The sequence below is a fragment of the Clostridioides sp. LIBA-6822 genome, assembly GCF_056688955.1.
In genome coordinates, this window is the sequence record NZ_CP196995.1 from 1,709,298 (window position 1) to 1,731,028 (window position 21,731).

Annotated in this window: 23 protein-coding genes; 21 read left to right on the plus strand and 2 right to left on the minus strand. The window is 26.4% G+C overall.

Features of this window, described 5'->3' with window-relative positions; all coding sequences use genetic code 11:
- Nucleotides 1–35: 35 nt before the first annotated feature.
- The 6 genes from ACTG48_RS08195 (at nucleotide 36) to ACTG48_RS08220 (ending at nucleotide 6,566) form a co-directional block, all read left to right on the plus strand.
- Nucleotides 36–782 carry an ABC transporter ATP-binding protein gene (locus ACTG48_RS08195; RefSeq protein WP_479918565.1) on the plus strand — a complete coding sequence of 249 codons (747 nt, stop codon included), beginning with the start codon at nucleotides 36–38 and terminating at the stop codon, nucleotides 780–782.
- A complete protein-coding gene (locus ACTG48_RS08200) occupies nucleotides 782–2,656 on the plus strand; it encodes an FtsX-like permease family protein (protein ID WP_479918566.1) in 1,875 nt (624 codons plus the stop codon). Before ACTG48_RS08195 ends, ACTG48_RS08200 begins: the two co-directional genes overlap by 1 nt.
- A 119-nt stretch (nucleotides 2,657–2,775) precedes the next feature.
- Nucleotides 2,776–4,167, plus strand: coding sequence for an MATE family efflux transporter (locus ACTG48_RS08205; protein ID WP_021384320.1), 1,392 nt, complete (start codon nucleotides 2,776–2,778; stop codon nucleotides 4,165–4,167).
- Between the two features lie 107 nt (nucleotides 4,168–4,274).
- Nucleotides 4,275–5,315, plus strand: a complete 1,041-nt coding sequence (locus ACTG48_RS08210) for a Fic family protein (protein ID WP_021384319.1) — start codon at nucleotides 4,275–4,277, stop codon at nucleotides 5,313–5,315.
- Nucleotides 5,316–5,627: 312 nt separating this feature from the next.
- Entirely contained in the window at nucleotides 5,628–6,281 is a 654-nt protein-coding gene (locus tag ACTG48_RS08215) for an FMN-dependent NADH-azoreductase (protein ID WP_021384311.1), read from the plus strand.
- A 75-nt stretch (nucleotides 6,282–6,356) separates the two neighbouring features.
- Nucleotides 6,357–6,566, plus strand: a complete 210-nt coding sequence (locus ACTG48_RS08220; protein WP_021384315.1) for a hypothetical protein — start codon at nucleotides 6,357–6,359, stop codon at nucleotides 6,564–6,566.
- Between the two features lie 140 nt (nucleotides 6,567–6,706).
- Here ACTG48_RS08220 and ACTG48_RS08225 read toward each other — a convergent pair whose 3' ends face one another.
- Nucleotides 6,707–7,273 carry a DUF1836 domain-containing protein gene (locus tag ACTG48_RS08225; protein WP_021384316.1) on the minus strand — a complete coding sequence of 189 codons (567 nt, stop codon included), beginning with the start codon at nucleotides 7,271–7,273 and terminating at the stop codon, nucleotides 6,707–6,709.
- Between the two features lie 160 nt (nucleotides 7,274–7,433).
- Between ACTG48_RS08225 and trhA the strand changes: the two genes are divergently transcribed.
- Nucleotides 7,434–8,087: a PAQR family membrane homeostasis protein TrhA gene (gene trhA / locus ACTG48_RS08230; protein WP_021384309.1), complete on the plus strand. Its 654-nt coding sequence runs from the start codon at nucleotides 7,434–7,436 to the stop codon at nucleotides 8,085–8,087.
- A 174-nt stretch (nucleotides 8,088–8,261) separates the two neighbouring features.
- Here trhA and ACTG48_RS08235 read toward each other — a convergent pair whose 3' ends face one another.
- Nucleotides 8,262–8,438, minus strand: coding sequence for a hypothetical protein (locus tag ACTG48_RS08235; protein WP_003420092.1), 177 nt, complete (start codon nucleotides 8,436–8,438; stop codon nucleotides 8,262–8,264).
- Between the two features lie 526 nt (nucleotides 8,439–8,964).
- Between ACTG48_RS08235 and ACTG48_RS08240 the strand changes: the two genes are divergently transcribed.
- From ACTG48_RS08240 to rsiV (ACTG48_RS08305), 14 genes are all read left to right on the plus strand, one after another.
- A complete protein-coding gene (locus ACTG48_RS08240) occupies nucleotides 8,965–9,909 on the plus strand; it encodes an ATP phosphoribosyltransferase regulatory subunit (RefSeq protein WP_479918567.1) in 945 nt (314 codons plus the stop codon).
- A 21-nt stretch (nucleotides 9,910–9,930) separates the two neighbouring features.
- Nucleotides 9,931–10,557 (plus strand): ATP phosphoribosyltransferase, encoded by a 627-nt coding sequence (gene hisG / locus ACTG48_RS08245; protein ID WP_021384322.1) that lies wholly within the window; start codon nucleotides 9,931–9,933, stop codon nucleotides 10,555–10,557.
- 24 nt (nucleotides 10,558–10,581) lie between these two features.
- The gene (hisC, locus tag ACTG48_RS08250) at nucleotides 10,582–11,631 is read left to right on the plus strand and encodes a histidinol-phosphate transaminase (protein WP_479918568.1); all 1,050 of its coding nucleotides are present in this window, start codon (nucleotides 10,582–10,584) and stop codon (nucleotides 11,629–11,631) included.
- Between the two features lie 2 nt (nucleotides 11,632–11,633).
- Entirely contained in the window at nucleotides 11,634–12,212 is a 579-nt protein-coding gene (gene hisB / locus ACTG48_RS08255) for an imidazoleglycerol-phosphate dehydratase HisB (protein ID WP_021384313.1), read from the plus strand.
- Nucleotide 12,213: 1 nt separating this feature from the next.
- Nucleotides 12,214–12,819 (plus strand): imidazole glycerol phosphate synthase subunit HisH, encoded by a 606-nt coding sequence (hisH, locus tag ACTG48_RS08260; RefSeq protein ID WP_021384321.1) that lies wholly within the window; start codon nucleotides 12,214–12,216, stop codon nucleotides 12,817–12,819.
- Nucleotides 12,816–13,538: a 1-(5-phosphoribosyl)-5-[(5-phosphoribosylamino)methylideneamino]imidazole-4-carboxamide isomerase gene (hisA, locus tag ACTG48_RS08265; protein ID WP_479918569.1), complete on the plus strand. Its 723-nt coding sequence runs from the start codon at nucleotides 12,816–12,818 to the stop codon at nucleotides 13,536–13,538. Before hisH ends, hisA begins: the two co-directional genes overlap by 4 nt.
- Entirely contained in the window at nucleotides 13,520–14,278 is a 759-nt protein-coding gene (hisF, locus tag ACTG48_RS08270; RefSeq protein ID WP_021384318.1) for an imidazole glycerol phosphate synthase subunit HisF, read from the plus strand. The genes hisA and hisF overlap by 19 nt, the downstream gene beginning before the upstream one ends.
- Nucleotides 14,279–14,306: 28 nt before the next feature.
- On the plus strand, nucleotides 14,307–14,975 hold the full coding sequence (hisIE, locus tag ACTG48_RS08275; protein WP_479918570.1) for a bifunctional phosphoribosyl-AMP cyclohydrolase/phosphoribosyl-ATP diphosphatase HisIE: 669 nt from the start codon (nucleotides 14,307–14,309) through the stop codon (nucleotides 14,973–14,975).
- Between the two features lie 801 nt (nucleotides 14,976–15,776).
- Nucleotides 15,777–17,114 (plus strand): APC family permease, encoded by a 1,338-nt coding sequence (locus tag ACTG48_RS08280; RefSeq protein WP_021384376.1) that lies wholly within the window; start codon nucleotides 15,777–15,779, stop codon nucleotides 17,112–17,114.
- 550 nt (nucleotides 17,115–17,664) lie between these two features.
- Nucleotides 17,665–18,498, plus strand: a complete 834-nt coding sequence (locus ACTG48_RS08285) for a polysaccharide deacetylase family protein (RefSeq protein ID WP_479918571.1) — start codon at nucleotides 17,665–17,667, stop codon at nucleotides 18,496–18,498.
- A 68-nt stretch (nucleotides 18,499–18,566) separates the two neighbouring features.
- The gene (locus tag ACTG48_RS08290; protein WP_479918572.1) at nucleotides 18,567–19,523 is read left to right on the plus strand and encodes a peptidylprolyl isomerase; all 957 of its coding nucleotides are present in this window, start codon (nucleotides 18,567–18,569) and stop codon (nucleotides 19,521–19,523) included.
- 51 nt (nucleotides 19,524–19,574) lie between these two features.
- On the plus strand, nucleotides 19,575–20,057 hold the full coding sequence (locus tag ACTG48_RS08295) for an RNA polymerase sigma factor (RefSeq protein WP_021384362.1): 483 nt from the start codon (nucleotides 19,575–19,577) through the stop codon (nucleotides 20,055–20,057).
- Nucleotides 20,058–20,068: 11 nt separating this feature from the next.
- Complete coding sequence (gene rsiV / locus ACTG48_RS08300) at nucleotides 20,069–20,938, plus strand: anti-sigma-V factor RsiV (RefSeq protein WP_021384360.1); 870 nt, start codon at nucleotides 20,069–20,071, stop codon at nucleotides 20,936–20,938.
- 13 nt (nucleotides 20,939–20,951) lie between these two features.
- Nucleotides 20,952–21,731 (plus strand): anti-sigma-V factor RsiV, encoded by a 780-nt coding sequence (rsiV, locus tag ACTG48_RS08305; protein ID WP_479918784.1) that lies wholly within the window; start codon nucleotides 20,952–20,954, stop codon nucleotides 21,729–21,731.

Here is a 21,731-nt window from a genome sequence, read left to right on the forward strand (position 1 = left end):
TGTAGTAAAAATAAAAAAATTATGGAGAATATCAAATGAACATATTAAGTATTGAAAATATATCAAAAACATATTGTGGAAAGGTTTCATTTAAAGCTTTAGATAAAGTTAGTATAAATATAGAAAAAGGAGAGTTTGTAGCTGTTATGGGTCCATCTGGAAGTGGTAAATCTACCCTTTTAAATATAATCTCTACAGTTGATAAACAGAGTGAAGGTAAAGTTATATTAGATGGATATGATATAAGTAAATTGGAAGGAGAAAAACTTGCTGAATTTAGAAGGAAACAACTTGGTTTTGTATTTCAGGATTTCAATTTAATTGATACTTTAACTGTTGGTGAAAATATCATGTTACCACTTACATTAGATGGCACAAGTATTAAAGATATGAATAGACAAACTAGAAATATAGCTGAATTTTTAGGGATTGATAAACTTTTAGATAGAAGAACCTATGAAATTTCAGGAGGTCAAGCTCAAAGATGTGCTATTGCTAGAGCAATTATAAATAGACCTTCACTACTACTTGCAGATGAACCAACTGGAAACCTTGACTCAAAATCTACCGGTGATGTTCTAAGATTATTTAATAAGATAAACAAAGAACAAAATGTAACTACACTTATGGTAACTCATGAAGCATATAGTGCAAGTTATTCAGATAGAGTAATTTTTATAAAGGATGGATGTATATATACGGAAATAAAAAAATCTGGAAGTAGTAATTCTTTCTATGATGAAATACTATCTGTATTGTCTAAAATAGGAGGTGCAAGATAGTGGATTTTAGAAGATTTGCTTATAATAATATAATTAGAAATTTTAGGGCATATTTAGCATATTTTTTCAGTTCAGTTTTTTCTATAATGATATTTTTTGTCTTTGCTGTATCTATGTTTCATCCAATAATAACAGAATCAGGAATTCAAAATGGCTCTACTGCATTTATGGCTCTTATGGTTTCAGAATTAATAATACTAGTATTTAGTTTGCTTTTTATATTGTATTCTCTAGGAAATTTCTTAAAATATAGATTAAAAGATTTTGGAATATTGATGATAACTGGAATGAGTAATAGACAACTAAAAAGATTGATATTAATTGAAAACTTAATAATAGGTTCTTTAGCAATCATATTAGGAATATTGCTTGGATTGTCGATTTCTAAATTGTTTTTGCTGTATTTAAGCAAGTTGTTTTATATAAACTTGGCAGAAATTTATTTTCCAATAAAGGCAATATTGACTACAGTTATATGTTTTACAATTTTATTTTTAATAACAGGGCCATTGAGCTTAAAATTATTGAATAAGAATAATGTTTTAGAGCTTTTAGTAGGCACAAAAAAACCTAAAAAAGATATAAAAACTTCAAAGTTGCTTGGCATAATTTGTATAGCATGTCTTATAATAGGGTATACAATGATTCTATTTGGTAATAAGTTAAAAATAAATGGAGGTATGTACACAATAACACTACTAATTACTTTAGGTACATTTCTATTTTTTTCTCAATTTATGATTTTAATATTAAAATATTTAAAAAATAAAGAAAAAATTTATAAAAATAAAGTGAATATGTTGCTTATAAGTAACCTAATGTATAAATTAAAAGATAATACACGATTATTATTTTTAATGACAATACTTTTATCAACTACCTTAGTAGCGTTTACAACAACTTCAACACTTGTAAGTTCTCAAGGAAAATCTTCTAAAAATAACTTCCCAATGGTTTACTCATATTTCTCCGAAGATAATAATGAAAAAGAATATGAAGAAGTACAACAAATTAGAAATACAATTAAAGGATATGATTATAAAGAGGTGAGTTTTCCTATACTTAAACACAATAGAGAAGCACTATTAAGTGTAAGAAGTTATAATGAATTGTCAAAACAATTAAAATTAGACAAAGTTAATCTAAAAAAGGATGAAGGTATATTAATTCCTGGTAGTAATTCAAAAGAAGATATAAATTTTTTAAAACAAATAAAAAATTATAATATAAAACATGTAAATATAAAAATAAAAAAATCATCAAATAATATAATCTTTCCTACTGGAATGTTTAATAAAGTTATAATTATAAATGATAGTTTATACAATGATATAAAAAATGAATTTTCAAAAATGAGTTTTCATGGATTTGATTATAATAACTGGCAGACTAGTGCGAATATAACTGAAAACCTAAAAGAAAAATATTTTAATTTGGATAGAGAGTATAATAAATCATATTTTTTAACTTTACCAGATATGTATTTAGTAGAGTTACAACAAAGTAAAATTCTACAGTTTATGGGTATTTTTATAGGTGTGATATTGTTTATGGGAGTTTTCAGTTTTTTATATTTCAGATTATATACAGATGAGCCATCGGATAAAGTTAAATATAAAAATCTATCAAAAATAGGTCTATCTTTTAAAAATATGAATAAAATTGTTAGTATAGAGATAGGGACATTATTTTTTATACCGTATTTCATAGCAATTGCAAATACCTTGCTTTCTCTATTCTTTTTAAATAATATATTAAATAGTAGTTTTAACCTAGAAAATTTGGGTATATTACTAGTGCTCTCATCTATATATACACTTTATTTTTATTTGTTAAAAAAATTTTATATTAGAAAAGTTTGGTTTTTTGATTAAAGTGGTATATAATAGATATATAAAATTAATATTTAAAAAGTAGTTAATATTAAGGGAGGGCATTTGCACCTCCCTTGTAATATGTGGAAAATTGAATATTAGAAGAAGGAGGAGACTTGATGGAAAATCAACAATTATTAGGAACAGAACGAATTAGTAAATTACTACTTAAATACTCTATACCAGCAATAATAGGTATGTTGGTAAATAGTTTATATAATGTAGTAGATAGAATCTTTATTGGAAATATACCAGGAGTTGGGCCACTTGCAATAACAGGTCTTGGTGTTACAATGCCGATAATGACAATAATACTTGCATTTGGTATGTTGATAGGTATAGGAACCACTACTACAATATCAATAAAACTTGGGCAAGGTAAAGTAGAAGAGGCAAGAAAACTTATAGGAAATGCAATGACATTATCTGTAATAACAGGAATTATTATAATGATACTTGGAATATTATTTGCAAATAAGATACTTACATTATTTGGAGCAAGTGAAAATACGCTTATATATGCAAAATCATATATAAATATCATATTATTAGGTACAGTAGTAAATCTTCTTTCCTTTTCTTTAAACCACTCAATAAGAGCTGATGGTAGTCCTAAAATTTCAGCAGGAATAATGATAGTAGGATGTTTAACTAATATAGTTTTAGATTGGATATTAATATTTGGATTTAATTTGGGAATACAAGGGGCTGCAATTGCTACAATAACTTCTCAAGCTCTTACAGCTGTTTTAACTATAGGATATTATATAAGTGGAAAATCAAACTTACGATTCAGTAAATCTAATTTAAAATTAGATAAAAAACTAATAAAAGCAGTATTTGCAATAGGTATGTCTCCATTTGCAATGCAACTTGCAGCAAGTTTGGTTCAGGTCATATCAAATATTGCACTTAAAACTCATGGTGGAGATTTGGCTATAGGGGCTATGGCTACAATTTCATCTATCGCAATGGTATTTTTAATGCCTATCTTTGGAATAAATCAAGGAGCGCAACCTATTATAGGTTTCAATTATGGAGCTGAAAAATATGATAGAGTTAAAAAAGCATATTTAGGTTCATTAGTAGTGGCTACTATAATTTTATGCATGGGTATGGTGGTAATTGTACTTTTCCCAGAAGCGATTATAGGAATATTTAATAAAGACCCTGAACTTATGAATATATCTGTTAATGGATTAAGAATATACTTACTTATGTTGCCAATTGTAGGCTTATCAGTTACAGGAACAAACTTTATACAATCTATAGGAAAAGCCAAAATGGCAATGTTGTTAAGTCTCTTAAGACAAGTAATTTTATTGATACCAGCAGTACTAATTCTTCCTACATTCTTAGGTTTGCAGGGTGTATGGACAGCTCAACCAGTATCTGACTTTATAGCTACAGTAATTACAGGTATAGTTGTATTTAAAGAGTTAAAAAGATATACTCCGAAGAGTGAAAGGTTGAATGAAAGTGAAAAATTAAATGAGATAACAACAGAATAAAAAATATAAATTCAGATAATTGAGCAAGAAATTGCAAAAAACACAATTATATGATAAAATAAAACCGCTGTCAAGGATAAGAGAAATTCTAATTATGGAGTGATTTTATGGAATTTACAAAGAAAAGCAAATTAAAAAATATGTATGTAAACATGAATGTAGCAAGAATGTTGTCTAAGATAAATGAGTATAAGGGAAGACAACTGCTTTACAAAAAACAACCAAAAGACATTTTAGAAAGATTAGAAAAAAAATCTTTAGTAGATTGTTCTGAATCTACATACATTGGAAATCAAAGAGATAGTAGTAATTTTAATTTAGAAAAATTAATAAGTAATGAAGTTACACCTAGAAGTAGAGAAGAATTGAGTATTGTTGAATACAGAGATGTAGTAAAAACTATTAATAGTGCTTATGAAAGTATTCCAATAAGTTCACAAACAATTCTTGAGCTTCATGGATACTTATATAAATTTTCATCTACTAGAGGAGGAAGCTACAAATCAGATAATGATTTTATTGAGCACAATTTAAAATGTGGTGAATTCATAAGTATTGATTCAAGCATCAATAAGGTCGAAAAAGCTATAGAAGAAATATGTGAAGCTTATAATACATTGATAGAGGAAGATGAAATTGATATATTAATATTAATTTCTGCATTTGTGTTAGATTTCATATTGATACATCCATTCAAAGAAGGTAATATAAAAATGGCGAGAGTGCTTATCCTATTGTTGCTAAATAAAAATGGATATGAAGTTGGAAGATATATAAGTTTAGGAAAAATATTTGATGACAGTTCATATGAGTATTACAGTAATTTAAATTATCTGAAAGCGTCTATAGGTAATGAAAAAGCAGATATGAATGCTTGGATTGAGTACTTTTTAGAGACAATATTGACCGCATATGAGAAGTTGGATGATAGTTTAAATATATCTGATAAGAAGAGACAAACAAAAACTAGTAGAATAGAAAAAATAATAAATTCTACTCTTGGATATTTTACAAAAGAAGATATAAGAGATTTATGTCCTGATATTCCAGAACCTACAATAAATAGAGTTTTTAACAATCTAAGAAAACAAGATAAGATAGAGGTTGTTGCAAGAGGTAGAAGCGCAAAATGGAAGAAAAAATATTAAAAAATATTTAAATAATTGTAATGGTATAGTGTTTTAACACTATACCATTTTTGTTTAAATTATAAAATTTAAGTATTATTTAATCTTAGTACATTTTATTATAAAAAATATTGTAATAATTACTTATGTTAAAGTCTCTATTTTTTATTATATCTTTAATATTTTCTGTAATTAATATACATTGTATTTTATTGTTTTTTACTTTTAAGATTATTTAAGATTTGCATCTCTATTTATTTTATGATTCGTCAACAGAATAGAATGGTTATATTTGTGAAATAATAATATAAAAATAATATTAGGAGTGATTTTATGAAGAAAAAATTATTATATATAAATGTAAATTCAAAACCTGAAGACTTATCTTCAAGTAAAACTGTAGCAAGAAAATTTATAAATAAATTTATGGAAGAAAACAAGGATTTTGAGGTTGAAGAGATAGACCTTTATAAAGAGCATATACCAAGACTTGAATATCAGTACTTTGAAAAGAGAAATTGCATAGTTAATGAAGAAGATGCTAAGAAGTTGGATGATAAGGACAGAAAAGAGCTTACGAAGATTAGGAGCCTTTGCGACCAATTTGTGAGTGCAAGTGTATACGTAATAGCAGCACCTATGTGGAGCTTATCTTTTCCAGCACCACTTAAAGAATATATAGACTGTATAATTCAAGATGGAAAAACTATATCATTTGAAGGTAATGATAAACCACAAGGGATTTTAAATGATATTGATAGAAGTATGGTATATATACAATCTTCAGGTGGACACATACCATGGGTATTAAAACCAGTTATGAACAAAGGGTTAAATTATGTGGAAAGTATCATGAAATTTATAGGAATTAAGAAATTTGATGAATTATTAGTAGATGGAACTGGAACTAGTGAAGATGAAAGACAAAGTGCAATAGAGAAAGCATCTGAAAAAATAGAAGGAATAATAGATTCTATGAAATTTTAGTTATAATATTTTATTAAAAATATAAAGGAAAAACCTCTTTTAATGTAGAAACTTATATTGAAGGAGGCGAGAATCATGCGAGAAGAAAAAAGTAATGAAAAGTATGATTGTTATTGGTGTAATCAAGAAAATAATTTCTGTGTAGAGATAAAAGACAATGTAGTTATGATAGATGATGGCACTGGTATATTAAAACAAGCCGTTTTCATAGGGTACAAACAAATCCAAGTTAATTTAAATTGTTCACATTGTCAAAATTTAAATAGAATAAAATTAAATTTGTAGAACCTTAACATGGAAATTATTAGAAAGAATTAAAAATAGAAAGTATTAATATTTAGACTGAAAATTATATTGTATACAATGGAAGTTGATTTAATTAATATTGTATTTTAATATTTATTTTCAGTCTTACTTTATTGAAGTTATTTTTTAGAAATCTCTGGGAAGTAGGTATCTACTAATTTTTCTGAAATACTTTTTAATTGGTCAGCCATTGAAGTAAGGCTCAATAAGGCTATCAACAAGTCTTCTTTATTTTCTGGATTTATACTGATATTTTCAAAATTAGAATCTATAAAGTTTGGCATATTCTTTCTTTGATTTTCTTTTATAGACATGAATTTTTCATAACAAGTAACTAAGTCTTCTTCATTGAAGTCATCTTTTTCGTACACACCATGTAAGATTCTTTTAATTTCTTGTATTGTAAGTGTATTTTTCATAGAATAAATGATTATCATTTGTAAAATTTGTTCTTTAGTATACTTTTTTCCCTTAATAGGTTTGATTAATCCCTCTTTACTGTAATTATTTATCATAGTTTTGGTAAGAATCTTGTCACTCTCAAATCTCTTATTGGCAGAAAGTTTGTTGTCAATTAAAGAAATTATTTGGTCCATGTATAAATCGATAGAGGGAATATCATTTGAAGTTATATCAGCATTATTTACTGTTTCTAGTATTATAGTATTAAGTTCATTATTCATCATATGTTACCTCCATAATATATATAATACAGCAAATTAGAAAATAAAACAATATTAACTCTTGTAAAAAAAACATAAAATGGTATAATTAAATCTATAATATAGTAATTAAAACTATATTGATAACTGTGATTTTTAAAATACATAATTGTAGGAGGACGAAATGTATCAATTTTTTTTGAAGGGTAGAGACCCAATAAGTAGTTTAACTCATTTTATAGGGGCTTGCTTATCTCTTTTAGCAACTATAATTTTAGTTTTTCAATCTGTATCATTACAAGAAACCTCTCTTTTGATGATAGTATCTGTATCAATATTTGGATTGTCGTTAATTGCCTTATATAGTGCAAGCTCATATTATCATTTTTTAAAGGGAACACCAGAACAAGAATTATTTTTTAGAAAAGTAGACCATGCAATGATCTATGTATTGATTGCTGGTTCTTATACACCGATATGTCTAAATTTTATGGGAAAAAAGGAAGGCATAATATTTGTTACAGCAATATGGATAGTGGCTTTTATTGGCATAATAATAAAAATCTTTTGGATGGATGCACCTAGATGGTTGTCTACAAGTATATACTTACTTATGGGTTGGGCAATTGTTTTTGATATAAATGCATTCAATTCAATACCTAAGGATTGTCTTAAGTTATTGATTATGGAAGGTGTATCTTACTCTATAGGTGCGATTATTTATATTATTAAAAAGCCTAATATAAGTCCTGAATTTGGTTTTCATGAAATCTTTCATATTTTTATTATGGTAGGTTCTTTATTTCACTTTTTAGCTGTTTTATTGTATGTTTTATAATTTTAAAAATTTTATAATTTTAAAAAGTTTAATTAGTTGATACTAAATTTCTACAATGAATAAAATGGAACTGTCTTATATAGATTATATTTTCTACAAATAAGACAGTTCCTTATTATAAATATTAAATTTTATTTATAATAGATTTTGATAAAAATAGTACATTCAAAATGTCTATTCCATGATTCCTTTAATGTACTTTTCATTTACGACATATAGTTTGAATTTATGTACTATAATTATGTCCTCTAAATTCTCTGAAACACTAACAATTCTAACACATTTATTTCTAATTTCTACAGGTAAATCTAAATCATTTGTTAAATTCACATAGTCATCATATTTATACATAAAATCATCCCTTTACATTAAGATATACTTATTATACTATATTTTAATAAGTTTTTTTAAATTATTACAATTTTTCCCGAAATTTCATTTTATATACATAAAATTTCCAAATTAGGCAAGGATTAAATTTATAATTGTACAAATAAAAAGCCTATATAAAATATTTTATTCAATTTTACAAATAACTATTGCCAATTTTTGAAAAATATATTATCATTAATAGTAACAAAAAACTGTAAATTTAGAATATTAATAAAAATTACTTGGGAGGAAATTATCATGGTGAGATTAAATATAGTAAAATTAAATACAAAATTAAATCATCACCATCATCATAGATTAAAGGGATTGTAATATGAAATTAATTCATAGACACAAGCCCTGTTTTTAGTGTAATTGGTCTTGTATCTATGATGGGAAGTAATTTTAAGAGAAAATTATAGCCATATAGGTATAAAGCCTATATGGCTTTTTATTGTTTTAAATTTACAAAGGGAAGAGTAATTTTAATGAAAAGGGTGATAATATGAAGTTTTTAAGGATTGAAGATGAAGTCATTTATTCTAAAAAAAGATATAAATTAAAAAGAGAAATAGATAAACTTTTTTTAGACGAAGAGTATTTTCAAATAGAGCCACAATTATTTGAAGAATACGATGAGTTTACAAGTATTAACAATAAAATACCAGAAGAATCTATGGTAAAGGTTGTAAATGGAAAAGTAATGGTGCTTAGAGCTGATATAACTACAAGTATAATCAAAAGTCTTGTGCCAAGATGGGAAGATGGTTTAAAACTTAAACTTTTTTATAATTCATCAATATATAAAAATAAAAATACAGTTGGAATAAAAGAGATAAGACAGATAGGATGCGAATGTCTAGGAGAATCTTCTGTAGAGGCAGATAGAGAAGTAGTAAAATTAGCTCTTAAGATACTTGAGAAATACAATAATAAGTTTATATTAGAAGTTGGGAGTAGTAAGTATATTAATGGCTTGTTAGAAGAATTAAACCTAAATAAGAATTGTGAGAATCAAATTAAAAATTTATTGTATACGAAAAACAATCATGAATTAAAAGCATATATTGAAGAGTTAAAACTTAAAAATGAAATAAAAGAGTTATTATCAAATATTTTAAGTTTGCAAGGGAATTTATATAATGTTATTGAAAAATCAAAAAATTTCTATTGTAATGATAAAATGAAACAAGCACTTGAAGAATTAAAGCAAATAAATGACTTAATTGAAGAGTGTAATTTTTTAGATAAGGCTAGATTTGATTTATCAATGATTACAATGCTTGATTATTATGAAGGTGTTATGTTTAGAGGTTATTATCCAAACTCGTATAAAGAGATTTTGAGTGGGGGAAGATATGATTCTTTAACTAAAGAATATGGAAAAGAAATTCCAGCTATTGGGTTTACATTAAGTGTTGATGAGTTAATGAAGTATGTATATAAATAGGAGCTAAAAGGAGGGGTTATTTTGGATTATTTGACTATAGCACTAGCAAAAGGAAGAATAGAAGGAGAATCGTTTAAAAAATTTAAAAAAATGGGTCTAGGGGATAGTATAGACACAGATACAAGAAAGTTAATCTTTAAAGATGAAGAAAATAAAATAATATATATACATGTCAAGCCATCAGATGTAGTTACATATGTTGAAAAAGGAGTAGCAGACCTTGGTATAGCAGGGAAAGATACTATTTTGGAGAATGAAACAGATGTATATGAAATATATGATTTAGGCTTTGGTAAGTGTAAATTTGCTGTAGCAGGATTAAAGGGCGATAGTATATATAGAGAAGATGAATATCTAAAAGTAGCTACAAAGTATCCAAATATAGCTAAAAAATATTTTAAGGAGAAAGGTCAAAAAATTGAAATAATAAAATTAAATGGTTCTGTAGAATTAGCTCCAATAGTAGGATTATCAGATGTAATTGTAGATATAGTTGAGACAGGTAATACACTTAAAGCAAATGGTCTTGAAATATTGGAAGATATATGTGATATAAGTGCTAGAATTATATCAAATAGAGCTAGTTATAGATTTAAATACGAACAAATTCAAAATATAATTCGTTTATTTGAAGAACTGGATAACTAAAATACAATTAAGGAGGAGTTTAAATTGAGAGAAAAAGAAAGTATAAGAGAATTAAAGGGATATGAACCAAATCATGTGAATTGCAAAGTAAAACTTGATGCAAATGAAGGAAGTAAGAAGTTGTTTAAGCATCTTATTAAAGAAATTTCTGATAGTGATATAGATTTAAATTTATATCCTGAAGATTCTTATAGTGAATTGAAAGAGTCTATAATAGATTATATAAACATTTCTGGAGTAAGTAAGAAAAATATTTTAGTAGGAAATGGTTCAAGTGAAATAATTGATTTGATAATACACACTTTTGTAGATAAAGATGAAGTGATATTAAGTTTTTCTCCAAGTTTTAGTATGTATTCTATATATAGTCAAATAAATGGCTCTAAGTTTATAGGCGTTGAAAGTGACGAAAATTTAGTTATAAATATAGATAATGTAATTGAAAAAGTAAAAGAAAATAATCCTAAAATAGTAATTGTATGTAATCCAAATAATCCAACTGGAACAATACTAAAGAGGGAAGATATAATAAAACTTTTAAATTCAACTGATAGTTTAGTAGTTCTAGACGAAGCATATATGGATTTTGGAGAAGAAAGTATGTTGAGTGATGTTTTTAAGTATGAAAATCTAATAGTTCTTAGAACCTTATCAAAGGCATTTGGATTGGCTGGAATAAGAACAGGATATATGTTATCTAATAGTAGTTTAATAGATTCTGTTGAAAAGGTAAGACCTCCATATAATTTAAATTCATTATCAGATTTCATTGCAACAAGAGCTCTTAGAAATAAAGATGTAGTAAAAACTTATATAGATGAAGTAAAAAAAGAAAGAGAAGTTTTATATAAAGAAATGATTGATATAGGAATTAAGGCATATAAATCACAAGCAAACTTTATATTATTTTATTCTGAAGTTGAAAATCTATCACAAAAACTTATTGATAGAGGGGTGCTAATAAGAGAATTTAGTGGAAAGTTAAAAAACTATTATAGAGTTACAATTGGTGATAAAGAAGAAAATGCTATATTTATGGAAGCTATAAGAGATATTTTGAAAAAGGAGAAATAGGTATGAGAATTTGGAGGATAGAAAGAAATACTCTTGAAACACAGATTTCAGTAGAACTAAATATCGATGGTTCTGGTAAAGCTGAAATAGATACTGGAATAGGATTTTTAGACCATATGCTTACATTGATGGCATTTCATGGCAAGTTTGATTTAAAGGTGCTTTGTAAGGGTGATATATATGTAGATGACCATCATAGCGTTGAAGACATAGGTATAGTCATAGGTGAAGCATTTAAAAATGCTTTAGGTGATAAAAAAGGAATAAGGAGATATTCTAATATCTATATACCTATGGATGAATCTCTATCAATGGTAGCAATAGATATAAGCAATAGACCATATCTTGTATTTAATGCTAAATTTGATACTCAAATGATTGGTAATATGAGTACTCAATGTTTTAAAGAATTTTTTAGGGCTTTTGTAAATGAATCCAGAGTAACATTACATATTAATCTTTTATATGGAGAAAATGACCATCATAAGATAGAAAGTATATTTAAAGCATTTGCAAGAGCTTTAAAAGAAGGTAGTGAAATAATTTCCAGTGATATAGCATCTTCAAAGGGGGTTTTGTAGAATGAATATAATAGTAGATTATGGTCTTGGAAATATAGATTCTGTATCTAGAGGTTTTAAAAAAGCTGGAATAGAAACTAAAATTTCTAGTGATGTAAATGAAATCAAGCAGGCAAATTCACTTATACTTCCAGGCGTTGGGGCCTTTAGAGATTCTATAAATGCTTTAGACGAACTAGGATTGATACCAATATTAAGAGAACATGCTTCAAAAGGAAAATTTCTGATAGGTATATGTTTAGGGATGCAATTACTTTATGAAAAAAGTTATGAGTATGGAGAATACGAAGGATTAGGACTTATAAAAGGAAGCATTGATAAATTAGACATAAGTTTAAAAGTGCCACATATGGGATGGAATAATCTAAAATTTAATAAGAAAGACGATGATATACTTAAATATATTAAGGAAGATGACTATGTATACTTTGTTCACTCATATTATGCAAATTCATCAAATGAGGAGCTTGTTGCATTTTCAGAGTATGAAAAGAAAATTCCTGCTATAGTTAGAAAGGGTAATGTATATGGTATACAATTTCATCCAGAGAAAAGTGGAGAAGTAGGTTTAAATATATTAAAAGCATATGGGGAGATGATAAAATGATAATATTTCCAGCAATAGATATAAAGGACAACAAATGTGTGAGACTTACTCAAGGAGATTTTGATAAAGTAAACGTATATTATGATAATCCATTAGAGGTAGCTCACAAATGGAAAGATGAAGGAGCAGAATATATACATATAGTAGATTTAAACGGAGCTAGAAGTGAATTTGGTGTAAATACGAAAACAATTGAGAATATAGCTAACAATATAGATATACCAATTCAAGTTGGTGGTGGAGTTAGAGATAAGGAAAAAGTCCAAAGTTTAATAAAAGCTGGTGTTACTAGAGTGATACTAGGCAGTATAGCTATTGAAAATTTAAATTTGGTCGAAGAATTAGTCGATGAATATAAAGATAAAATTGTAGTTTCTATAGATGCTAAAGATGGAAAGGTAGCAGTCAGAGGTTGGGAAGTTGTAAGTAATGTGGATTCGCTAACATTGTGCAAACAACTTGAAAAAATAGGTGTACAAACTATTGTTTATACAGATATATCAAAAGATGGTATGTTACAAGGTCCAAATTTTGATATATATGAAAAAATCTCAAATGAAACATCACTAAATGTTATTGCTTCAGGAGGAGTAACTTCTATAGATGATGTCAGAAGATTAAAAGATATGAACTTATATGGTGCGATAATAGGTAAAGCACTTTATGATAAAAAGATAGACTTTAAGGAGGCACAACAATTATGCTTACTAGAAGAATAATACCATGTCTAGATGTAAGAAATGGAAGGGTTGTAAAAGGTAAAAAATTCAAAGATATAGTAGATGTTGACAGCCCAGAAGTACTTGGGAAATTTTATAGTGATTGTGGTGCAGATGAACTTGTATTCTATGATATAACTGCATCAAATGAAGATAGAAAGACATCCTTGGAATTTGTAACAAAAGTTGCAGAAAATATAAATATACCATTCTGTGTTGGTGGAGGAGTAAATAAGTTAGAAGATTTTACTGATATTTTAAGAAAAGGTGCTGATAAAGTTTCTATAAATTCATCAGCAGTCAAAAATCCTGAATTAATAAGGGAAGCATCCTTAAAATTTGGAGCACAATGTGTTGTTTTATCAATAGATGCAAAGAAAAATGAAGAAGGTTCATGGAATGTATATGTAAAAGGTGGTAGAGAAAAGACTGACTTGGATGCAATTGAGTGGGCTGTTAAAGGTGTAGAACTTGGAGCAGGGGAAATAGTTGTAAATAGTATGGACGAAGATGGAATGAAAAATGGATATGACATAGAGTTGTTGTCAAAAATAACTTCTTTAGTGAATGTACCTGTTATAGCATCAGGTGGTGCTGGTAAAATGGAGGATTTTTATGAGGCTGTCAAAGAATCTAATGTAGATGGAATTTTAGCAGCATCTGTTTTTCATTTTGGAGAGATAAAAATAAATGATTTGAAGAAATATTTAAAAAACATGGGTGTAGAAGTAAGATTGTAAGTCAAATATCTAAGAGGAGATTGAAAAGATGGAAAATAAATGTAGTAATATATACAGTGGGGAAGTAGAAGAATTTATAAAAAGTGTAAAATTTGATGATAAAGGTTTAATTCCTGTTGTTGTTCAAGATGTAGTGAGTAAAGATGTGCTAATGTTGGCATATATGAATAAGGATGCTATAAAGAGAACTTTAAAAGATAAAGTAGCTTGTTATTTTAGCAGAAGTAGACAAGAGCTTTGGATTAAAGGAGAGACATCTGGGAATACTCAGAAAGTTGTTAAGATGTCTTATGACTGTGATGTAGATACAATATTACTTTTAGTTGAGCAAACTGGTGTAGCTTGTCATACAGGAAATTATTCTTGTTTTTATAGAGATTTATTTGATGATACTAATAAAATGGAATTTGAAGTAGAAAAAAGTATATTGAAAGAATTATATGATTTAATAAATGAAAGAAAAAATAATCCTGTTGAAGGTTCTTATACTAATTATCTTTTTGAAAAAGGTATAGATAAAATACTTAAAAAAGTAGGTGAAGAAAGTAGTGAAGTAATTATAGCATCAAAGAATACTGATAAAAATGAACTTATCTATGAAATTAGCGATTTAGTATATCATACATTGGTATTGATGATAGAAAAAGACGTTAAGATTGATGAGATAAAAAAGGAGTTACTCAACAGAAGGAAATAAAAAAAGATAGATTGATAGGGAATAAGAAAATATATCGCTTTTTATAAAAAGTGGTATATTTTTTTATTCCCTATTTTTAATTTGTGGAGTAATATGTAAATATCTCAATTTAATTTATTATATACATAATTTATTAATAAAATAATTAAAATACATAATTTATTTTATAAAAAATAAGATTATCTAATTATATTTAAGTAAAATAATATGAAAATAATTTTTAAATTAAAAAATAGTAATAAAAATAGTGATTTTATAAAAAAATAGAGTTAGATTTCAATGCTTGAAAAACGTTTTCAAAACTAATATTTTATTTTTTTATTAAAAAATAAAATATTAGTTTTGATTTCTGGTTTAAGTTGAGTTATAATAAATTGTCAAATTATTTATTATTATAAAATAGACTATAAAACAAGCAAAAGTCATACTATTATATAAAAGACATTTAAAATAAGAAATTATAAAAAGACAAATAAAATGTTTTTGAAAAATAGTGAAATTTTATTGCAAAAAATTTAAAACGATTTCAACTTAATAGTTATAATCCTTTTTAGTTGCTATAAATATACAATGTATATTATACAATATAAAAAATGCATTTACTTAAAAAAATATTATTAGATTTGGATTTATAATTTTTTTAAACTTTAAGCTATCATAAAAGTAAAATATTACAAAAGCTGAGTAGAGATTATTTTATTTTAATAAATAATAAAAACTATTTTTCTATAATATTGGCATAATATATGCTTATATAACTATGAAATTAAAATTAAATAAGATTAAAGTAGGAGGAAGAAAATGGGAAGTAATGAACTAAAAAAGACTCTTGGCGTGTCAGCAGCATTATCTACTGTTGTTGGTTCCGTTATAGGAGCTGGTGTATTCTTTAAACCGCAAGCAGTTTATACATTGACTGGAGGAGCTCCAGGTCTTGGTATATTAGCATGGTTAATAGCTGGAATTATAACTATAACAGCTGGTCTTACAGCTGCAGAGGTATCAGTAGCGATACCAAAAACTGGTGGAATGATGGTATATATAAAAGAAATTTATGGAGAAAAATTAGGATTTTTAACTGGATGGATGCAAATTGTACTATTCTATCCTGGAATGATGGCGGCTTTAGGTGTTATATTTGGAGAACAAGCCTCAGCTTTAATTGGTAGCCCATCACTATTACTTCCAATAGCTATTGGAATTATAGTAATAGTTGCAGGATTAAATATGTTGGGTTCAAAAACTGGAGGAGCTATACAGACTGTTTCTACAATATGTAAATTAATACCACTTATTTTGATAATGATTGTTGGATTTATTAAAGGTGGTGGAGATAATCCAATACTTACACCTATGGTTGGTGAAGGATTAAGTCTAGGTAGTGTGTTAGGTCAGGTTTTAATTGCTATATTATTTGCATTTGATGGATGGATGAATGTTGGTACTTTAGCTGGAGAAATGAAGAATCCTGGAAAAGACCTTCCAAAAGCTATAATAGGTGGATTATCAGTTGTTATGGCTGTTTACTTTATAATAAACTTAGCATATCTTTGGGTATTACCAGCTAATGAATTAGCAAACTATGCTTCTCCTGCATCAGCAGTTGCTGAAGTTATATTTGGTTCAATGGGTGGAAAAATAATATCTGTAGGTATATTAATTTCAGTATTTGGAGCATTAAATGGATTCTTATTAACTGGTTCAAGAGTTGCATATACTCTAGCTACAGATAAGACTTTACCAAAATATAATACTTTTTCTAAATTAAATTCTGCTCAAGTTCCAGCAAATGCTATAGCATTAGTATCTGTTATTGCATCTATATATGCTTTATCAGGTCAATTTAACTTATTAACTGACTTAGCAGTATTTGCGACTTGGATATTCTATGTATTAACATTTATAGGAGTAATGAAACTTAGAAAAACTCATCCAGATATGCCAAGAGAGTATAAAGTACCATTATATCCAATTGTTCCTATAATAGCTATAGCAAGTGGTATATTTGTTGTAGTTAATCAATTATGCTTTGCAGGTATGAAAACTACTATGATATCTATAGGAGGTCTTATAATAACAGCTATAGGCTTACCAGTGTATGCCTATATGACTAAAGGGACAAAAAGAGAGTCTAGGTAGTTTATAAATATTTTATAATTATGTAAAAAATAAAATCCCAATCTATTAGCTAATAGATTGGGATTTTATTTTTAATTTTTTGGAAATTAAACTTTTCTATTATAAATAATATAATATTGTATGAATCAGAAAAAATTACCTAATTAATGTAATGATTTATGAATAAGATTAGAAATTTTTACCTAATAACAAAAAATAGTAAACATAAATATATATTGTATGCACTAAAAATGTGCGATAGCATTGTTTTAGTAGTTATTTTGTGTTCGATATTTCTAATTTATAAAAAAAAAATTATAAATTTTAAAAATTATAAATGACATTTTAACTAGAATTAATTGTAAAAAACACTATATAATACTCAATTTTCAACATTCTATGCAATTATACATAAATTATACAGCATAATAATCATCAAAATAACAAATTTTAAAAATTAAGTAAAACTTTTTGTCGAAGTTCAACGTCTATATATATGTAGTGTAAATTTTGTGTGTAAAATACTACAAAAATATAAATGTAAAAATATAGCAATATTGGAGGTCGAACGATGAGAAATAAAAAGAAAAAAATAAATAGAAAGAAATTGTATGTACTTTTAAGTGCTATTGTAGTATGTCTAGCTTTTATAGTAGTTGGTATACGAGTTAGCTCTTTAAATATGAAAGAAGACGAAATTAGTAGAAATACAAAATTGTCAAATTCTACTATTACAGATATAGTATCTAATACAGCAACAGAAATTAGCAAAGGACCAAGTAAAAGTTCTGGAAAAGTAGCATACATAACTATAGATGATGGTCCATCTAAATTTACTGACCAGATGATAAAAACTCTAAATAAATATAATGTTAAAGCAACTTTTTTTATGATAGATGGCAATATGAAGGAATATCCACAACAAGTTAAAAATATAATTAAAAGTGGGAACACAGGAGGTTTTCATAGTGTGTCACATGATATTCATAAGCTTTATGTTACCAATACATCAGCAAAAGAGGAATTTGATACAAATGACCAAACTTTTTACAAAATAACTGGCAAACATTCAAAAGTAATAAGAATACCTTATGGAAGTAAACCATATACACCACAAGCTTCCTATCAAGCTTTAGTTGATGCTGGATACAAAATTTGGGACTGGGATTTAGATACAGAAGACTGGAAATCTAATTCTGCTCAAATCGTACAAAATGTAAAAAATCATATTAAGAATAGAAAAGGTGAAGATAAAGACCAACTTGTAGTTTTAATGCATGAGAAAAAACAGAGTGCAGAAGCTTTAGATTCCATTTTAAAATTCTTATCAGATGAAGGATATGAATTTGCAGCAGTAGACCAAAATCAAATACCAAAAAATTATTGGCTACGTAATTTAGAGTAATTAAAATATAAGAATATTGATTGATATTTTTAGAAATTGATAATAAAAATGAGTGAGGTGTAGATATATTGAATAAAAAACTTTATATAGGAATGGTCGGAATACTATCTTTAATGATGGTTGGTTGCAATAAAAGTTTGGCAAAAGTAAATGATGTGGAAATCACAAAAGAGCAGTATAAAAAAACAAGAGCAGTTTTATCTGCTACTAATAATTATATAAATGGTCAATCTTTAGATGAATTAGAAAAAACTTTGGATAAAAAAGGTAGAAATAAATTAGAAAATGTTATAATATCGTTTATGGTGGATAATGAACTTTTATATCAAGAGGCTAAGGATAAAGGATTAACTCCAACTAAAAGCGAAGTAGACTCAAAATATCAAGAACTAGAAGATAATATGAATTTGAATACAAGTTACAAAGAAAAAATGGACAAAGCAGGTGTTGATAAAGAATACTTAAAACAAGAAATATCTAAAGATTTAGCCATAGATAAAAATAAGAAGGCCTTTGAAGATAGGATAAATGTAAGTGATGTTGATATGGAATCTTATTATACAAAACATAAAAAGGATTTTAATGTAGAAGAAGTAAGTGCTTCTCAGATACTTATATCAACTTTAGACAAAAATAAAAAGGAAGTAAGTAAAGATAAGAAAGAAGCTTTAAAGAAAGAGGCAGATAATATATTAACTAAAATCAAAAATGGAGAAAGTTTTGAAGAATTGGCTAAAAAATATTCAGATGACAAAGCAACTGGAAAAAACGGAGGACAGCTAGGTTATTTCACAAAAGAAGACAAAAATGCTGAGTTTACAAAAGAAGTATTCAAATTAAAGAAAAATGAAGTTTCAAATATATTTGAAACTAGTTATGGATATCATATAGTCAAAGTTACTGATAAAAGAGAAAGACAAAAAAGTTTTAATGAGTGTCAGAGTTTAATAAGAGAATCTATTTTAAATGAAAAGTATATTGAGCATATAAAGAAATTGAATGAAGATGCAAAAATAGACAGATAGATTTTCTAAAAACTCAATCCTAGCCTGTAATCGGAGGGAGATTTTACAGGAATGTTTAAGAGTTTAAAGAGAACGAAGGTTGAGAAATACATTATCGATAATAAAGACTCTTTTTATAGAATTGCATATAGTTATACAAAGAATGAAGAAGATGCCTTAGATGTGGTTCAAGAAGCCATGTATAAGGCTCTATATTCAGTGGAAAATATTAAAGAAGTAAATTATATAAAGACATGGTTTTATAAAATTTTAGTCAGAACTAGTATAGATTTTATTAGGAAAAACCGTAAATATAATAACATGACAGATATTGACCATATAGATGAAACTGGAGAATGTGATAAATATACTGATTTAGATTTAAAAAGAGCTTTAGAAGAATTACCTATTGAGTATAAATCTATTATAATATTGAGATTTTTTGAAGATTTAAAGATTGAAGAAGTAGCAATAATATTGGATGAAAATGTGAATACTGTTAAAACTAGGCTATATACTGCTTTAAAAAAACTAAAATTAAAAATTGAAGAGTAGGGATAAAAAGAATGACGAGCAAAGAAAGGTTAGATAAGTTAAAAGAGGAGTATCATAAAATTCCAATACCAAAGAAACTAGATACTATAATAAATCATGAGAAAATAGAAAATATATATTATGAAAAAAATAAGAAAGTAAATAGATTAAGATTTAAAGTTGCAATAGCTTTTGCGTGTATGTTTACAGTATTAGTAAATATAAGTCCTGTATTTGCAGACAATTTTTCTAAGATACCTATAATTGGAGGAATAGTAGAAGTAATAACTATAAAAAATTATAGCTTAAAGAGTGAAAATTATGAGGCTGAGATTGATATTCCTAAGGTACAAGGTTTAAAAGACAAAAATTTAGAAAAGCGATTAAATAATAGTTTTATGGAAGATGGAAAAAGACTTTATAATGAATTTCAGCAGAGAATGGAAAAGATAGAATTATCAAAGAATAAAGGATATAAGTCTTTAAGTTTGAGTTATAGTGTTAAAAATAATTCTAAAGATTTTCTATCAATAGAAATGACAAAAAATGAAATAGAAGCATCGTCATATGTGAGTAAGATACATTATAATGTTGATAAAAAAAGACAAATAGTTTTGACCTTGCCTATGCTTTTTAAGGATGACAAATATATAAAGGTTATTAGCAATAATATAAAAGAACAGATGAGAGAGCAGATTAAAAAGGATAATACAAAGTCATATTTTATAGACCAAGAAAAAGATTTGCCTGTTGAAGATTTTAAAACAATCAACAAGTATCAGGATTTTTATTTTAATAAAAATGAAGATCTCGTAATTTGTTTTGATCAATATGAAGTAGCACCTGGTTATATGGGAGCAGTAGAATTTGTAATACCATATAAAGTAATAAAAGATTTGTAAATTGAATAGTAGTTTGTATAAGTATATTAAGGAGGTCAACATGAATACATGTAAAGAGCTTAAAAAATCTATATTTAAAATTGCTATAGTTTCAATATGTTTAGTGGTATCATTAGTAAATATAAAACCTATATTTGCAGAAAGTTCCTCTAATGAAAATCCAAATAATACAATAAAGGTTGTAAATGCGAAAAATCTCAATTTTAAACAAGGTAATTACGAAATAAAGGTTAGTATTCCTAAAATAGAAGGTTTAAAAGATAAAGATTTAGAGAATAAATTAAATAATGAGTTTTTACAAGATGGAAAAAAACTTTACAGTGAATTTCAAAATGAAATGAAAAAAGAAAATAATAAAGGTCATAAATACCTAAATGTAAGCTATAATGTTAAAAATAATTCTAAGGATTTTTTATCTATAGAAATGATAAAGGAAGAGATAGAAGCTTCTTCAACTGTAACGAAAAAACATTATACTATTGATAAAAATAGAGAAATACTATTAAATTTACCAATATTTTTTAAAGATAGTAGATATATAAGAGCTATAAGTGATAATATAAAGGAGCAGATGAGAACTCAGATTAAAAAAGACAACACAAAATCTTATTTTATAGACCAAGGAAAAGATTCACCAGTAAAAGATTTTGAATCTATAAATAAGTATCAAGATTTTTATATTAATAAAAATGGAAATCTTGTGATTAGTTTTGATGAGTATGAAGTAGCACCAGGTTATATGGGAGCAGTAGAATTTGTAATACCAAATAAAGTGATAAAAAACCTAAGATAG

What these genes read in the sequence shown, in the direction of transcription:
- ACTG48_RS08220 (WP_021384315.1), top strand. Translation starts at nt 6,357, where the DNA reads ATGCGAGAAGAAAAAAGTAATGAAAAGTATGATTGTTATTGGTGTAAT.
- ACTG48_RS08240 (WP_479918567.1), top strand. Translation starts at nt 8,965, where the DNA reads ATGAAGTTTTTAAGGATTGAAGATGAAGTCATTTATTCTAAAAAAAGA.
- hisH (WP_021384321.1), top strand. Translation starts at nt 12,214, where the DNA reads ATGAATATAATAGTAGATTATGGTCTTGGAAATATAGATTCTGTATCT.
- hisF (WP_021384318.1), top strand. Translation starts at nt 13,520, where the DNA reads ATGCTTACTAGAAGAATAATACCATGTCTAGATGTAAGAAATGGAAGG.
- ACTG48_RS08215 (WP_021384311.1), top strand. Translation starts at nt 5,628, where the DNA reads ATGAAGAAAAAATTATTATATATAAATGTAAATTCAAAACCTGAAGAC.
- trhA (WP_021384309.1), top strand. Translation starts at nt 7,434, where the DNA reads ATGTATCAATTTTTTTTGAAGGGTAGAGACCCAATAAGTAGTTTAACT.
- ACTG48_RS08205 (WP_021384320.1), top strand. Translation starts at nt 2,776, where the DNA reads ATGGAAAATCAACAATTATTAGGAACAGAACGAATTAGTAAATTACTA.
- ACTG48_RS08210 (WP_021384319.1), top strand. Translation starts at nt 4,275, where the DNA reads ATGGAATTTACAAAGAAAAGCAAATTAAAAAATATGTATGTAAACATG.
- ACTG48_RS08285 (WP_479918571.1), top strand. Translation starts at nt 17,665, where the DNA reads ATGAGAAATAAAAAGAAAAAAATAAATAGAAAGAAATTGTATGTACTT.
- ACTG48_RS08295 (WP_021384362.1), top strand. Translation starts at nt 19,575, where the DNA reads ATGTTTAAGAGTTTAAAGAGAACGAAGGTTGAGAAATACATTATCGAT.
- ACTG48_RS08280 (WP_021384376.1), top strand. Translation starts at nt 15,777, where the DNA reads ATGGGAAGTAATGAACTAAAAAAGACTCTTGGCGTGTCAGCAGCATTA.
- rsiV (WP_021384360.1), top strand. Translation starts at nt 20,069, where the DNA reads ATGACGAGCAAAGAAAGGTTAGATAAGTTAAAAGAGGAGTATCATAAA.
- hisIE (WP_479918570.1), top strand. Translation starts at nt 14,307, where the DNA reads ATGGAAAATAAATGTAGTAATATATACAGTGGGGAAGTAGAAGAATTT.
- hisB (WP_021384313.1), top strand. Translation starts at nt 11,634, where the DNA reads ATGAGAATTTGGAGGATAGAAAGAAATACTCTTGAAACACAGATTTCA.
- ACTG48_RS08225 (WP_021384316.1), bottom strand. Translation starts at nt 7,273, where the DNA reads ATGATGAATAATGAACTTAATACTATAATACTAGAAACAGTAAATAAT.
- ACTG48_RS08195 (WP_479918565.1), top strand. Translation starts at nt 36, where the DNA reads ATGAACATATTAAGTATTGAAAATATATCAAAAACATATTGTGGAAAG.
- hisA (WP_479918569.1), top strand. Translation starts at nt 12,816, where the DNA reads ATGATAATATTTCCAGCAATAGATATAAAGGACAACAAATGTGTGAGA.
- ACTG48_RS08235 (WP_003420092.1), bottom strand. Translation starts at nt 8,438, where the DNA reads ATGTATAAATATGATGACTATGTGAATTTAACAAATGATTTAGATTTA.